This window comes from Methylobacterium oryzisoli (assembly GCF_046557895.1).
GTDB classification, from domain to species: domain Bacteria; phylum Pseudomonadota; class Alphaproteobacteria; order Rhizobiales; family Beijerinckiaceae; genus Methylobacterium; species Methylobacterium oryzisoli.
Genome location: NZ_JBKIBX010000077.1, coordinates 1 through 14052 on the forward strand (window position 1 = coordinate 1; position 14052 = coordinate 14052).

Genomic DNA, 14052 nt, shown 5'->3' on the forward strand with positions numbered 1-14052 from the left:
GCATCCCGGTGACATCGTCGTGATGGACAACCTGCCCGCTCACAAGGTCGCCGGCGTGCGGGAGGCGATCGAGGCCGCGGGAGCGCAGCTGCTCTACCTCCCGTCCTACAGTCCCGATTTCAACCCGATCGAGCAGGTTTTCGCGAAGCTCAAGGCGCTGTTGCGCAGTGCGGCCGCCCGATCCCGGATCTCTGGGCGGCTATCCGGCAGGCCTTCACCCGCTTTACCCCGCAGGAATGCCGCAACTACCTCACCGCTGCCGGATACGAAACCGACTTGGCCGTCGCTACCTGACCGGGAACAGCTCTAGCGCGATTCGCCCACGCAAACGCCGACAAGCTCCTGAAGCTGGTAACGTGACAAGCCTCGTCAGGGGTTCGCCCGGCTGAAGCTGNGGCCGTCGCTACCTGACCGGGAACAGCTCTAGCGCGATTCGCCCACGCAAACGCCGACAAGCTCCTGAAGCTGGTAACGTGACAAGCCTCGTCAGGGGTTCGCCCGGCTGAAGCTGTCAGTTCACGACTTTGCCGACCCGCTCGGGCTAACGATGGGCTGGTGACACAGGGCGACCGCGTCAGCCGCCTCGACCGACGTCCGATTTCCGCCGCCGTAGCCGTTCGAGAGGCGCTTCTCGAGGTTCGGGGCGAGAGCGAGGCGCGGACGCGATCGCTTCGGGACCAAGCTTCAGAGGATGTGCTCAATTCGGATCGGCAGGTCGCGCAGCCGTCGTCCTGTCGCGTGGTGGATCGCGTTCGCCACAGCCGCAGCGACGCCGACCATGGCGACCTCGCCCAGACCTTTAACGCCGGACGCGTTCGCCAGCGGGTCGGGACGGTCCACGAAGTCGACCTCGATCGCGCCAATGTCCGCGTTCACCGGGATCACGTAGTCGGCGAGGTCGGCGTTGACGACGGAGCCATAGCGGGGGTCCACCTCCGCACCCTCTCGAAGCGCGGCGCTCACCCCCCAGACGACGCCGCCGCGCACCTGGCTCGCGGCCGTGCGCGGGCTCACCACCCGCCCGCAATCCGCGACGCTGACCACCCGGGGCACGCGGACTCGGCGGGTGGTCGGCTCGACCCGGACCTCCACGAAATGCGCGATGTAGCTGAGGCTCACGAAATCCGGATATTCAGGCCCCGCGGCGGCGACGAGGCCGGCCTCGAGCCGCTCGAAGACCGCGTCGGGCTGACCGGGAGCCTTCCTTCGTGTCGAGACCTCGAAGGAGGGCCGTCCGGCGGAGCGTAGCATCTCTGCGGGAGCGGCGCCGGCGGCGTTGGGCGCGATCTCGGCGAGTCCGCGCAGCAAGGCGTCGGCGGCCTCCTCCACGGCGGGCACGGCGCTGGTCGCCCCCCAGGAGCCTGCCGTGGTGTGCTGCGGGACGGCGCGGGTGTCGCCGAGGCTGACCGTCACGCGCTCCGGCGCCACGCCGAGCCGGCGGGACAGGGCTGCGACGATCGCGTTCCTGATCCCCTGGCCCATCTCGTGCATGCCGATCGCGACCGCGACGGAGCCGTCGGCGGTCAGGCGAAGCGCCACCACCGCCGGGACCGTAGCGGTCTTGTAGGCGCCTGCGGCCACGCCCCACCCGACGAGCGTCCCGTCGCCGTTTCGCATGGAGCCGGGCGCCATGGACCGGCGCGCCCAACCGAAGCGCGCCGCGCCCCGCCGAAGGCACTCGTCGAGGTGGCGCGAAGACAGCGGCTTGCCGGTGAGCGCATCGCGCGTCGCGTCGTTCGCGAGCCGCAGCGCGACCGGATCCTGGCCGAGGGCGTAGGCGAGCTCGTCCACGGCGGATTCCATGGCGAAGGACGAGGGATGCTCGAACGGCGCGCGCATGTACCCCGGCGTCTGCACGTCGGTCCGCACCAGGCGTTCCCGCCCGCGGATGTTCGGGATGCCGTGCAGCCGGGCCGACACCTCGAGGTGCAGCGAGCCGAACAGGTCGTGGCGGGACGTTTGGGCGTCGCTCTCGTGGATAAGGGCGGTCATGCGTCCGTCCCGCCCGGCGCCGAGACGGATGCGGTGCCGGCTGGCAGGACGGAAGCTCGCGGAGTGGAAGAGCTGGTGGCGGCTGGTGACGAGCTTGACCGGCCGCCCCGTGCGCTGCGCGGCGATCGCGGCGAGGAGGGTGTGCGCCTGGAGCGCGCCCTTCTGCCCGAAGCCGCCGCCCGTCGTCGGCGACAGGACTTGAACGCGCTGGGGGGAGATGCCCAACGAGCGCGCGAGCCCGCCCCGGATCGCGCCCGTGCTCTGCGAGCCCTCATGGATCGTGAGGGTGCCGCCCTGCCACTCGGCCACTGTCGCGACGAGCTCCAGCGGGTTGTGATGCTGCTTCGCCGACGTGTACGTCGCGTCGACCTTGACCTCCGCGCCCGCGAACGCGGCGTCGGCGTCGCCTGCGATCGCGTCCTCGAACCTCGGCTTCGGCAGCGCCGACTCGGCCTGCGCGACGATCTCGACGCCTGGCGCGTCGATGGTGGGGCTGTGCGGTTCCGCCGCGTAGCTTGCGCGGACGAGCGAGGCCGCCTCCCTCGCAGTTTCCAGCGTCTCGGCGACGACGAGCGCGATCGCCTGCCCGAAATGAGCGATGCGGTCGCCGGCGAGAGCCTGCACGCTCTGGAAGCCGTAGCCGCCGGAGCCGGCGAAGCCGGCCGGCCGCACCACGCCCAGGTTCTGGTGCGTCATCACGAGCCGCACGCCGGGTACGGCGGCCGCCGCCGCGGTGTCCAGGGACTTGACGACGCCGCGCGGGATCGTCGCGGTCGCGAGCGCGCCATGCAGCAGCATGGGCCGTGCGTCGTCGGCCGCGTAGAGGGTGGCGCCGCGGACCTTCTCGCGTGCGTCCACGCGGGGAAGGTCTGGGAAGGCAGTTCCGGTCATGGCGTTCAGGCCCTCGTCCCGGCGATGAGAAGAGCGTCGGCCACGGTGCGGACGCCCAGCTCGATCTTAAACCCGTTGTGTCGTCCCGCGCGGGCGCCGCGCAGCGCAGCATCGCCCGCCGCGCGCGCCGTCTCGGCGTTCAACGGGCGCCCGACGAGATCCGCCTCCGCTTCGCGTGCGCGCCAGGGGCGCGTCGCCAGCCCGCCCAGCGCGATGCGGGCCTCCCGCACCGTGCCGCCCTCCAGCCGCACGGCGACGGCAGCGGAGGCGAGCGCGAAGGCGTAGGATTCGCGGTCCCTGACCTTGTGATAGGTCGAGGCGCGCCCGAGCGGTGTCTTGGGCACGCGGATGCGCAGGACCAGCTCATCGTGCGCGAGGTTGGTCTCGACGGCAGGCGTCGAGCCCGGCTCGCGATGGAGCGCGTCCATGGGAATGCTGCGGGCACCGTTCGGGCCCAGCACGTCCACCGTCGCATCGAAAGCAGCGAGGGCGACGGCCCAATCGCCCGGATAGACGGCGATGCAGGCGTCGCTTCCGCCGAGGACGGCGTGGCCGCGGTCGAGGCCGCCGATAGCTGCGCAGCCGCTCCCCGGGGCGCGCTTGTTGCACGCATAAGGTTCGCCGCCCCGGAAGTAGGGACAGCGCGTCCGCTGCAGAATGTTGCCGCCGAGCGTCGCCATGTTGCGCAGCTGCTGGGAGGCGGCCTTCTCGAGCCCTTCCGTGAGCGCAGGATAGTCCCGGCGCAGGATGGGGTCTTCGGCCGCGTCCGCCATCCTGGCCAGCGCGCCGAAGGTGATCTCGGTGGGGCTCGACGCGTCCACGGACGCCATCTGCGGCAGGGCGGTCACGTCCACGAGCGCGCCGGGGCGCTCCACGTCGAGCTTCATGAGGTCGTACAGCGTCGTGCCGCCCGCGAGGAAACGCCCCTCGGGAGCGGCGGCGAGCGCCCTCACGGCGTCGGCGGCCGATGCGGGCTTGGCGTAGGTGAACGAGCGCATGATCTCACCCCTGCCGGATCTTGTGGGCGGCGTCCTCGATCGCCGCGACGATGCCGACATAGGCGCCGCAGCGGCACAGGTTGCCGCTCATGTATTCGCGGATCTGGTCGGGCGAGGTCGCGTGCCCTTCCTGGACGCATGCGACGGCTGCCATGATCTGCCCCGGCGTGCAGTAGCCGCATTGCAGCGCGTCGTGGTCGATGAAGGCTTGCTGCATGGGATGCAGCGAGCCGTCGGCGGGCGACAGTCCCTCGATGGTGGTGACGTTCCGCCCGTCCGCCTGCAGGGCGAGGGTGAGGCATGAGGCGACCCGCCGCCCGTCCAGGTGCACGGTGCAGGCGCCGCACTGCCCGTGGTCGCAGCCCTTCTTCGCGCCCGTGAGCGCCAGCCGCTCCCGCAACACGTCGAGGAGCGATGAGCGGGGGTCGAGGTCGAGAGCTCGTGAGGAGCCGTTCACCACCAGCTGGGCGCGGATCGTCGGAGCCGGCGGCTCGGCTGGAGCTTGCGCCTGAACCGGCATGCCTCCGGTCGCCAGCGCCGAGATCGCCGCCGCGCCGGCGACCACGTCACGGCGGTTCGGGCCGTGCTTCGCTCTGGCGCCCTTGGAGGCGCCTTTGGGATCGCCGCTCATCCTCGCTGACCTCCGAGCTTGGGAGTGACCTGCCGCGCTCCTGCGCCCAAGACCCACAGCTCGGGGCGGCACCGGCTACAGGCCTGGAGAGAAAGCTGCAGCGACCGCCGGCGCTTCAGATCCTGCTGATCCCTGACGTGGGTGGTCATCAGGAGCGTCCCTCTGCCGGCACTCTTTGGCTTCATCAACGGTCTGAAGGAGGACAGTGCTCCATCGACGACGCTGATCGGCTTGCATCAGCTTTGCTGATCGAAGCTCAGACGGACCTTGCGGCAGAGCGCCATCATCCTAGCAAGGCCCCCGGATCGACCGGCTTCAGGACGAGTTCGCGACGGAAAGGCTGGCGACCAGCTCGCGAAACCATCGGTGGACCGGGTGAGCGTCGCTGCGGCGATGCCATGACATCGCGAAAACCGGAGAAGGAAGGTCGAGCGGAGGATCGAGGATGGTCAGCTGATCTCCGACGCGAGAGGCGGCGACGACGCCCGACATCAGCGTCGCGATCATGTCGGACTTCGCGACCAGCATCGGAGCGACGTACATCTGCGGCAGGGTCAGGCCCAGCCGGCGTTTCAGCCCCTTCTCGGCGAGAGCCTCATCGACCTTGCCGTAACGCTCCCCCTCGGGCGAGACGAGCAGGTGACCCAGGGCGAGGAATGTCTCCATGTTCAACGGCTGAGCTGCGACCGGATGATCCCTCCGGACCACGCAGACGAACCGCTCCTCGAACAAGCTCTGCGTGATGATCCGAGCTCCGACCGAGACGGTCGGCGGCACGCCGATGGACAGATCCGCCTCACCGGCGTCGAGGATCGAGACCGCGTCATCCCGTGCCGTCACGCCGACCACATGCAGAGCGATGTTCGGGGCGACATCTCGCAACCGCTCGATGAGAGTCGGCAGGAGGACGTAGGCGGGATGCTCGGATACAGCGAGCGTCAACGAGTAAGGTGACGTCGATGGCTCGAAAGCATGCGTGAAGTCCAAGGCGCGCTGGATCTCTGCAAGCGCGCGGCTCACGGGCTCAGCCAGGTCGAGGGCTCGCGGCGTCGGCTGCAACCCAGTCGAGCCACGAACGAGCAGCTCGTCCTGAAATAGCGATCGGAGGCGTGCCAGCGCGGCGCTCATGGCGGGCTGGGTTCGGCCGATCCGCTTGCCGGCCCTGGTGACGCTCCGCTCGGCGATCAGCGCGTCGAAGGCTACCAGGAGGTTGAGGTCCACACCGTGCAAATCCATGACGGCAATGGGATACGCGATGCCCATCGATGATCAAGCTGGCGCCGGTCGTCACGCGGCCTCAGCCGCCGGCGCGATGAAAACCTTCTCGAAATAGGCCCTCAAGAGCTCCGGGCGCGCCGCCGGGCCGCGAAAGGCGATGTGGCCGTCCGGACGGATTAGGACGAGCGAAGGGATCCCGTCGACCGCGTACGCTGCGTGCGCTCGCCCGTCGAGGTCCGAGAGGATCGGGGCGTCGCCCGCCTCAGCCCTCGGGACGAAAGGCCCGGCCAGCACCAGCCGCGGTCGAACCCAGTCCCAGCCAGCGACCTCGGTCACCGCCGTTATCAACGGCGTCGCGGCGTCGTCCCTGCCGCCGTCGAAGGCGAGGAGCGACCAGCCCCAGCTTCGGCCATCTGGATTGTAGATGTAGGGAAACAGCGTCGTGGTCCTGCCGCCCTCGTCCAAGACGTCCGCAGCGGGGGCGCGATCGCCGGCACGCGGAACATGGCTGCGCAGCGCTTGACGCACGCCCATGTGGTCGTCGTTCAAGGGGCTCTTCGGATAACTGACCGAGAGCTGCTGCAGGTCGTCCGTTCCCGACATGCGCGAGCCGATGTTCGGCACGAGTTTCGCGCCCGCGTCGAGGGCGAGGTCGCCGATCGGTCCGCGATAGGCGATGCGGCGGAGGCCCGTGGCCTGCTGGTCGTCGAGTCGGGCGTGCTCCCCGCCGCGCTCGACCCCGTAGGAGTCCAGCACGATCGGCCGGGCGTGACCTCCGAGCGTCATCGCGAGGCGCCACGCGAGCTTCACGGCGTCGTGGAAGCCGGCGTTCATCCCTTACCCGCCGATCGGCAGGGTGGTGTGTCCGGCATCGCCGGCGAGGAAGACACGGTCGCGGGCGTAGCTCGGGGCGGAGCCATGCTGGTAGCGATTGTGGCTCAACCAGATGGGGTCGAAGAGCGTGAGCGTGTCGTCCCCGGTCACCTCGCGGGCGAGCGACTGCATCTCCTCCAACGTCGGATCGCGGTCGGGAACGCCTGCATCGTCCTTGGTGACGAAGATGCGGTGGTAGCCTCCCCAGACCGGCAAGACGCCGCTGAAGCCCGAATGAAAGTAGAAGAACCAGAGCTGGTCCAGGTCAGTGGAACGTCGCCAGCGAAGCTTGGCGTCCACCGTGAGGTTGACCCGGTCCGGCATGCGCTCCTTCTCAAAGTCGAGGCCGACGGACTTGCGCACAAACCCATCGTTCCCGTCCGCGCCCACGAGGTAGCGACACCGCAACCGCTCGACCGGCGCGACGTCGAACCCTCCTTGGTCTCTGACCGCTTGAACTCGACGGACACGCCCTCGTCGTCCTGTGCGATAGCGACCGCCTTGCAACCGTGCTCGACGGGAGCGCCCCTGCTTGCGGCGAGGTCGGAGAGAGTCGTTTCGATGACGTCCTGGCCGCTGTAGAGGACCTTAGAATAAGGGCTGGCGATCTGGTCGATATGGGTTGGCTCGACCGCCTTCCCGTTGAAGAAATGATTGATCTGCTCGAGTTTGGCCCATTTTGGTCAGGCGCTGATCCAGAAGTGCGGCTCGGAGGCGATGTAGTCGAGGGCCTCGTCCAGGGGCAGAGTGGCGATGCCGAATGGCCCTGAAGCACCCCATCGGACCCCATTCCACCATAGCACTTGCACCCGATCGGCTTGGCCGGTGGGCCGGAGCCTCGCGATGGGAGCGCCGGTGCGTTCGCTGATCAGCGAGTAGCCGCGCCCGGCCTTGTGCACGGCGACGCCGCCGCCGCGCGCGTGATTGAACGCCGCGATGCGCACCTGCAGGGGATCGGGTTTGGCCGGCATGGGGGAAGCCTCGCGCCGCGAGCCGGGTTGGGGCGAGGACGCCACCACCGGGAGCCCGCCATGGCAAGGCCCGTCGCCTCCGATGCGATCGACGCGGTCCCCGCCGTTCTGTCCACCTGGATGGCGCCGTTCGCCGGCGGCTTCACGCGCCCGACCTTCGCCAACCTGCTGGTCCTCGTCACCGGCGCGCTGCTCGCGCCCGGACGGCGGACCGTGACCGCGGCCCTGAGCAGTGCGGGCCTGCGTGAGGGCGTGACGTTCAGCACCTACCACCGCGTGCTAAGCCGCAGGCGCTGGCGGGGCCAAGCCCTGGCGCGTACCCTGCTCGGGCTGTTGGTCGCGGCCTTCGCGCCGAGCGGGCCGGTGGTCGTGGGTCTCGACGAGACCATCGAGCACCGCTGGGGCGCCAAGATCAAGGCCCGCGGCATCTACCGCGATCCTGTGCGCTCCAGCCATGGTCACTTCGTCAAGGCCTCGGGCCTGCGCTGGATCAGCCTGATGCTGCTCGCCCCGGTGCCCTTCGCCGGACGGGTCTGGGCGCTGCCCTTCCTCACGGCCCTGGCCCCCTCCGAACGCTACGCCACTGCTCAGGGACGCCGACACAAGCAGCTGACCGACTGGGCCCGCCAGCTGCTACTCCTGCTCGCGCGCTGGCTGCCGGGCCGAGAGGTCGTCGCGGTCGCCGATACGAGCTACGCCGCCATCGACCTGCTCGCGGCGGTGGGCCGTCACCTGACCCTAATCACGCGGCTGCGGCTCGACGCGCGTCTCTTCGATCCACCCCCGCCGCGACGGCCCGGAACGAAGGGCCGTCCCCGCGTGTCGGGCGCTCGCCAGCCGACCCTGCTGCAGCGCCTCGCCGACCCGAAGGCCACGCGCACGCACTGGCAGCGCGTCACGATCACGGGCTGGTATGGACAGGCCGAACGGGAGCTCGTCATCGCCTCCGGAACCGCGCTCTGGTACCACCCAGGCAAGCAGGTGCCGGTCCGCTGGGTTCTAGAGCCGCGCCCGAGCGCGTTGAGACGGCCTGGGTTTCGGAGCGTTGGGCGTGAAGGAGGATCGTGATGCCTTCACCCCTGTCCGTCGATCTGCGCGAGCGTGTGGTGACTGCCGTCGTGGAAGGCGCGTCCTGTCATCAGGCGGCAGCCCGGTTCGGGGTCAGCGTGTCCAGTGCCAGTCGCTGGTCGGAACGGTTCCGCCAGGAGGGGCGGCTCGCGCCCAAGCCTTCGGGTGGCGATCACACCTCGCACCGGATCGAGGCGCAAGCCGACCTGATCCTGACGCTCTACGAGGCGCGGCCCGCGAGCTTCCTGCACGAGTTGCGCGACATCCTGACCGAGCGCGGCGTGCAGACCAGCACGAGCAGCCTGTCCCGCTTCTTCGCCCGGCACAACATCACTCGAAAAAAGGGGCGCTCCACGCGGCCGAGCAGGAGCGCGAGGATGTAAGGGCCGCCCGCGAGGCGTGGTTCGAGGACCAGGAGGCCCTCGATCCCGACAGGCTGGTCTTCCTCGACGAGACCGCTGCGGCCACCAACATGGCGCGCCGCTACGGCTGGGCCCCGAGGGGCGAGCGCTGCCGCCTCGCCGTCCCGCACGGGCACTACAAGACCACCACCATCACCGCTGCCCTGCGCAGCGATGGCCTGTGTGCCACCACCCTGTTCGACGGAGCCACCAACGGCGCACGCTTCCGGGCCTACGTCACCGACACACTCGTGCCCGTGCTCAGGCTCGGCGACACCGTCATCCTCGACAATCTGCAGGCCCACAAGGTGACGGGTGTGCGCGAGGTCATCGAGGCTGCCGGGGCGAGGTTGCTCTACCTCCCGCCCTACAGCCCGGACTTCAATCCGATTGAGCAGATCTTCGCCAAGTTGAAAGCCCTGCTTCGAACGGCGGCGGCCCGTACTGTCACAGATCTGTGGCACACCATCCGGCAGGCCTTCGCTCGCTTCACGGCAGACGAATGCCGCAACTGCCTCGCTGCCGCCGGATACGACAGCGACTTGGCCGTCGCTACATGAGCGGGCGAGGCTCTAGCTGGCTTGGGGCCGCATCGTCGCTCAAGCGCATCGCGCGGGTCGTCCTCTCATCGCAGGAGCCACGCCGAATTCGCCACCAACATCAAAGTGCGGGAGAACCACCAATTCAAGGGAGGATCGGTGCACCGAAGGTCGCCGGGCCGGCCACCGGTCCGCCGGTCCCGCAACGTTGGGTCCGGCAGCGAGTCGCTGCGGCGTGGTCGGCGAGGGGTTCGGCACTGACCAGCTCGTCGCGGGCGCCATTCGCCACGATCCGGTGGGTGCTCATCAGGCACGTGCCGGAGGGATAGGGTCCCTGGCCCGACGACCAGGCGATCTGCCTGCTTGGGTCGTGGGCGAGCAGGGTGTGGCCGTGGCCGACGAGCCAAGGTGTCGAGCCGGTACGATGATCGCGTGGGCCGTGGCTCTTCCCGGCTGGTTCCGGCCGGGTTGATCCGGTCCGGCGTCCGAGCGTGGTGCGATTCGTCGGCCTCACCGGCGGTTGTCCGGGCACGGTGCCGGCCACTCCCGGTGGACGCGCGCTCATCGGCCGGGCACGAGCCGCGCCGAGAAGCTGAGCGCCATGAGGACGACACCGAGCGTGAAGCGAACATGACTGATGTCGCCGCCGATCGAACGGACGACCGCGTCGCCGAACACCACCATGCCGATAAGGGGGAGGCCGAAACGCAATGCCATTCTCAGCGGCGTGCGCCACGTCAGACCCGCCCGGTGCCGAACCTGCACTTCCGCCATTGGCCCCACCCACCAACCCACCCTTAATTGACTTCAGGCTGCGGCGGTGGCGCCACCGAGCTTCACCTTTCGCAGCATCAGGCCGAACGGGATCGCCGCGCCCGAGACTAGGCACAGGATCCAGAACACGTCGATGTAGGCCCAGTACGTCACCTGCGAGGCAAGCTGGCTGCCGATCCATGCGATGGCTTGGTTCTGGGCGTCGGGGCCGGCATAGCCGTGCTCGGAGAAGTAGCGCGTCGCTTGGCTGAGCGTATCTTGGTAGGCCGGGCTGGTCGGCGTCACGCTCTCGGCGAGCCGGCTCTGATGAAACTGGCCTCGGTAGGCCAGCATGTTCTGCGCCAGCGAGACGCCGAGCGATCCGCCGACGTTGCGCGCCACGTTGATGAGCGCCGAGGCCTGATTGGTCTGACCCGCCTTCAGGCCGTTGTACGACGCCGTCGTCACGGACAGGAACATCAGCGGGATGCCGATGCTCATGTAGATGCGCGCCCAGCCGAAGAACCAGAACGTCGAGTCGCCGTAGAGCCGCGTCAGGTCGTAGCAACCGGCCATCATCGTCGCGGCGCCCATGACGATTAGCCATTTCGGCTGGACGCGGGTCGCGAGGACCCCACCGTTGATCATGGTGACCACAACCGTGACGATCCCGCCCGGTGCTAGCACGAGACCGGCGAGCGTGGCGGTGTAGCCATAGTTGTCCTGCACGATCTGCGGCATGAACTGCGTGGTCGCGATCAGGATTGCGCCCGTCAGCAGCATGATGATGAAGCAAGCGGAAAACTGGAGATTGCCGAACAGGCTCAGGTCGACGGCCGGGTTCTTGTGGGTGAGCAACCAAGGGATCATCGCCGCGAAGCTGACGGCCGAGATCGTCGCGAAGACGATGATCTGGGTCGAGCCGAACCAATCGTCGCGCTGCCCCTGGTCGAGACAGACCTCCAGCGCGCCGAGGAAGAGCGCCACGAGGAGGAAGCCGATGATGTCGAAGCGCACGCCTTCGCGACGCAGGCGCTTGCGCTCCTCGACCGCCGACTTCGGGTCCTGCAACAGCCAGAACATCAGCGCGAGCGCGATGACGCCGATGGGGCCGTTGATCAGGAAGCACCAATGCCAGGACCAGTTGTCGGAGAGCCAGCCACCGAGCGTCGGCCCCACTGCCGGCGCGAAGACGATTGCGATGCCGTAGACGGCGAAGGCCTGCCCCCGCTTTCCGGACGGGAAGGAGTCGGCTAGGATTGACTGGGCGAGCGGCGCCATGCCGCCGCCGCCGAGTCCCTGAAGAACCCGGAAGAAAAGGAGCGACTGCAGGTTCCAGGAGAAGCCGCAAAGGATGGACGAGACGGTGAAGAGCCCGACGCTCCACATGAAGAACACCTTCCGACCATAACGCTTGGCCAGGAAGCTCGACGCCGTGAGGGTTATGGCGTTGGCCACGAGGTAGCTCGTCACCACCCAGGATGCCTCGTCGGGACCGACGGCAAGCCCGCCGGAGATGTAGCGGAGCGCCACATTGGCGATGGTGGTGTCGAGCACCTCCATGAAGGCCGCCAAGGCCACGACAAATGCTATCAACCACGGGTTGTGTTCCCCAGCGGCGTTATCCTCCGGCCTGATGCTGTCCGAGGCGGTGGCGCCCGCGCTCATCGCACCCGAACCGTTGGCACGATGGACATGCCGGGCCCGATCGAGACGTCGCTCGGCCAGTTCTCGACCACGATCTTCACGGGGATGCGCTGGACGACCTTCACGTAATTGCCTGTGGCGTTCTGGGTCGGGAGCAAGCTGAAGGCGGTGCCGGAGCCGGGCTGCACCGAGTCGACGCGGCCGGTGATCTTTCGGTTCGGGTAGGCGTCGATCTCGATGTCGACGTGCTGGCCCGGCCGCATGTCGGTGATCTGCGTCTCCTTGTAGTTCGCGACCACCCATTTCTCGTCGGGCACGAACATCGACAGGCTCTGCCCCACGGACGCGTACTGGCCCTTTGCGCCCGTGAGTTGCACGACGCGCCCGGCCTGCGCGGCCTTGACCTTCGTGTAGCCGAGATTGAGGTTGGCTTGGTCGCGGCTGGCTTGGACCTGCGCCAGGCTCGCCTCGAGACCGGCCTTCTGCGCCTCTAGCGAGGCGACCTGGTTCTGGGCTGCCACGACACCGGCGTTCGCGCTGTTCACGGACGCTTGCTGTTGTTGCAGGCTCGAGGTGGTCGACTGTGACTTCTGGACCGTGCCCGCCCCACGCTCCGCGAGATCCTTGTAGCGGGCGGCGTCTTCCTGGGCGAACTTCAACGCGGCCTGGGCATTCTCCACCTGCGCCTTGGCCACGTCGACCTGCGCTTTCTGCCCCTCAATCTGCGCGCTGATGTTCTGGAGAGCGGCTTGGGCACCTTTCACCTGGGCCTGCGCCAGCAGCAACGCGACGTGATAGTCACGTTCCTCGATCGTGAAGAGCGTGTCGCCCGGCTCGACATGCTGGTTGTCGGTGACCGGGACGTCGACGACGTAGCCTGAGACCTTGGGCGCGATTGTGTATTGGCGCGCGTCGACGAACGCGTCGTCGGTCGACTCGTAGGGGTGAAGGTAGATCAGCCAGTAGAAGTAGCCTGCGACCCCGAGCGCGACCACCGCGAGCGCCCCGAGGCCGAACCAGATTGGATGGCGGCGCAGGACAGACGGCTTGCCGCGCGGGTCCGCGTCCTCCTGCGAAGCGTTCGAGGCGGGTTCGTTCCGCTCGCCGCCCTGCTCGGGTCGCGGTGCAGGGGATCGGCGATCCGTCTCCGCCTCGCGCCCGCCGTCGCGAACGGGGGTCAGCCCACCGTCACCGGGTTGACTTCGCTCAAGCGTATCGGTCCGTTGCTCTGCCACTTGCGGATCCACCTCCTCCGGATCTCGTCCTTCGCCGTCCGCCATGATCGCGCCGTCCTCGAATCTCGGACGGGTCGGTCACGGCGATGCCTTCAGGACTCCTCAAATCCGGGGTGCCATCTTTCGGGAATCGAGCGCGACATTCGCTTTCCGCCGACGATATCGAGCCGTCGGAGCGCATCGGACTGCGTCGGCATGGGCCGACGCAGTCGTTCGAACGGCCGCCGAACACGGGGCGGCAAGCAATCGTGAAAGAATGGAATGCTTGATCTTTTAACCCAACCCGAAGAACGGCGATTCATGACAGCGGTCGCCGTGAGGATGCGAGGTCGCGATGCGCATGGAGGGGATCAGAACGACGCAACGGGTTGATCGATTTCCGGCACGCCGCCGCTTGGCGGTGTTTTCCGCAGTGACCGCGCGGCGACTTGCGCGCGAGCGCCTCGCCCAAGCCAATTGGCCTTCGCCGGCCGCCGGTTCCTTGAATCGCATGGGCGGCGCTGCCCCTCCACCCAGAAAGGGGAGGCCACGGACCTTCGAAGGGACGAGCCGACCGGCGGCGTCGCCTTTGGATCCCGGCCAAGGGCGCGGACATCAGCCTAGCGCCGGGATCGCCTGCTCGCGACCTTCGGCGCCCATCCGCGTCTCCCGCTCGGCTCAGGTGTCGAGGAGGTAGGGAACGACGATCTCCTCGACCGTGAAACGCCGATCCGTCAGACCCTGTTCGTGGTGGTAGCGCAGCACCGCGTCGACGGCAGATCGGTTCTTATACCAAGTCTCGCTGAGCCCGACTCACGCTGGGTAGCGGTGCGGAAGGGGCTGTGATTCTGTCCTC

Annotated in this window: 10 protein-coding genes and 3 pseudogenes; 3 read left to right on the forward strand and 10 right to left on the reverse strand. The window is 68.4% G+C overall.

Translation table 11 applies throughout. The annotated features are described in order from the left end of the window. Positions 1-294 (forward strand): annotated as a pseudogene (locus ACKUB9_RS33055) (transposase); the annotation flags it as partial. Positions 295-684: 390 nt separating this feature from the next. On the opposite strand, the gene ACKUB9_RS33060 reads toward ACKUB9_RS33055, so the two are convergent. From ACKUB9_RS33060 to ACKUB9_RS33090, 7 genes and pseudogenes are all read right to left on the reverse strand, one after another. Then, positions 685-2883 (reverse strand): xanthine dehydrogenase family protein molybdopterin-binding subunit, encoded by a 2199-nt coding sequence (locus ACKUB9_RS33060; RefSeq protein WP_407530756.1) that lies wholly within the window; start codon positions 2881-2883, stop codon positions 685-687. Positions 2884-2888: 5 nt separating this feature from the next. After that, complete coding sequence (locus ACKUB9_RS33065; protein ID WP_407530758.1) at positions 2889-3881, reverse strand: FAD binding domain-containing protein; 993 nt, start codon at positions 3879-3881, stop codon at positions 2889-2891. A gap of 4 nt (positions 3882-3885) precedes the next feature. Beyond that, a complete protein-coding gene (locus ACKUB9_RS33070; protein ID WP_407530760.1) occupies positions 3886-4512 on the reverse strand; it encodes a (2Fe-2S)-binding protein in 627 nt (208 codons plus the stop codon). Positions 4513-4827: 315 nt separating this feature from the next. Next, positions 4828-5775, reverse strand: a complete 948-nt coding sequence (locus tag ACKUB9_RS33075; RefSeq protein ID WP_407530761.1) for a LysR family transcriptional regulator — start codon at positions 5773-5775, stop codon at positions 4828-4830. A 24-nt stretch (positions 5776-5799) separates the two neighbouring features. Beyond that, positions 5800-6993, reverse strand: a pseudogene (locus ACKUB9_RS33080) (FAD-dependent monooxygenase). 95 nt (positions 6994-7088) lie between these two features. Next, positions 7089-7262: pseudogene (locus tag ACKUB9_RS33085) on the reverse strand (FAD-dependent monooxygenase); the annotation flags it as partial. A gap of 24 nt (positions 7263-7286) precedes the next feature. Next, entirely contained in the window at positions 7287-7574 is a 288-nt protein-coding gene (locus ACKUB9_RS33090; RefSeq protein ID WP_407530763.1) for a hypothetical protein, read from the reverse strand. Between the two features lie 60 nt (positions 7575-7634). On the opposite strand from ACKUB9_RS33090, the gene ACKUB9_RS33095 reads away from it, so the two are divergent. Both ACKUB9_RS33095 and ACKUB9_RS33100 read left to right on the forward strand, forming a co-directional pair. Continuing rightward, entirely contained in the window at positions 7635-8642 is a 1008-nt protein-coding gene (locus tag ACKUB9_RS33095) for an IS701 family transposase (RefSeq protein ID WP_407530765.1), read from the forward strand. Beyond that, positions 8642-9603 (forward strand): IS630 family transposase gene (locus ACKUB9_RS33100; RefSeq protein ID WP_407530767.1). Its coding sequence is split into 2 segments (ribosomal slippage): positions 8642-8993 and positions 8993-9603, totalling 963 coding nucleotides; the frame shifts between segments, so codons are not numbered across the junction. The genes ACKUB9_RS33095 and ACKUB9_RS33100 overlap by 1 nt, the downstream gene beginning before the upstream one ends. Positions 9604-10143: 540 nt before the next feature. Here the strand turns inward: ACKUB9_RS33100 and ACKUB9_RS33105 are convergent. Genes ACKUB9_RS33105 through ACKUB9_RS33115 form a run of 3 tightly spaced genes read right to left on the reverse strand, consistent with a single transcriptional unit; the run spans position 10144 to position 13262 of the window. Continuing rightward, positions 10144-10356: a hypothetical protein gene (locus tag ACKUB9_RS33105; RefSeq protein WP_407530769.1), complete on the reverse strand. Its 213-nt coding sequence runs from the start codon at positions 10354-10356 to the stop codon at positions 10144-10146. A gap of 33 nt (positions 10357-10389) precedes the next feature. Next, the gene (locus ACKUB9_RS33110) at positions 10390-12003 is read right to left on the reverse strand and encodes a DHA2 family efflux MFS transporter permease subunit (protein ID WP_407530770.1); all 1614 of its coding nucleotides are present in this window, start codon (positions 12001-12003) and stop codon (positions 10390-10392) included. Further along, entirely contained in the window at positions 12000-13262 is a 1263-nt protein-coding gene (locus tag ACKUB9_RS33115; protein WP_407530772.1) for an HlyD family secretion protein, read from the reverse strand. Before ACKUB9_RS33115 ends, ACKUB9_RS33110 begins: the two co-directional genes overlap by 4 nt. Positions 13263-14052 lie beyond the last annotated feature (790 nt).

Coding starts and splice junctions, on each gene's coding strand:
- ACKUB9_RS33060 (WP_407530756.1), bottom strand. CDS start 2,883: ATGACCGGAACTGCCTTCCCAGACCTTCCCCGCGTGGACGCACGCGAG.
- ACKUB9_RS33065 (WP_407530758.1), bottom strand. CDS start 3,881: ATGCGCTCGTTCACCTACGCCAAGCCCGCATCGGCCGCCGACGCCGTG.
- ACKUB9_RS33070 (WP_407530760.1), bottom strand. CDS start 4,512: ATGAGCGGCGATCCCAAAGGCGCCTCCAAGGGCGCCAGAGCGAAGCAC.
- ACKUB9_RS33075 (WP_407530761.1), bottom strand. CDS start 5,775: ATGGGCATCGCGTATCCCATTGCCGTCATGGATTTGCACGGTGTGGAC.
- ACKUB9_RS33090 (WP_407530763.1), bottom strand. CDS start 7,574: ATGCCGGCCAAACCCGATCCCCTGCAGGTGCGCATCGCGGCGTTCAAT.
- ACKUB9_RS33095 (WP_407530765.1), top strand. CDS start 7,635: ATGGCAAGGCCCGTCGCCTCCGATGCGATCGACGCGGTCCCCGCCGTT.
- ACKUB9_RS33105 (WP_407530769.1), bottom strand. CDS start 10,356: ATGGCGGAAGTGCAGGTTCGGCACCGGGCGGGTCTGACGTGGCGCACG.
- ACKUB9_RS33110 (WP_407530770.1), bottom strand. CDS start 12,003: ATGAGCGCGGGCGCCACCGCCTCGGACAGCATCAGGCCGGAGGATAAC.
- ACKUB9_RS33115 (WP_407530772.1), bottom strand. CDS start 13,262: ATGGCGGACGGCGAAGGACGAGATCCGGAGGAGGTGGATCCGCAAGTG.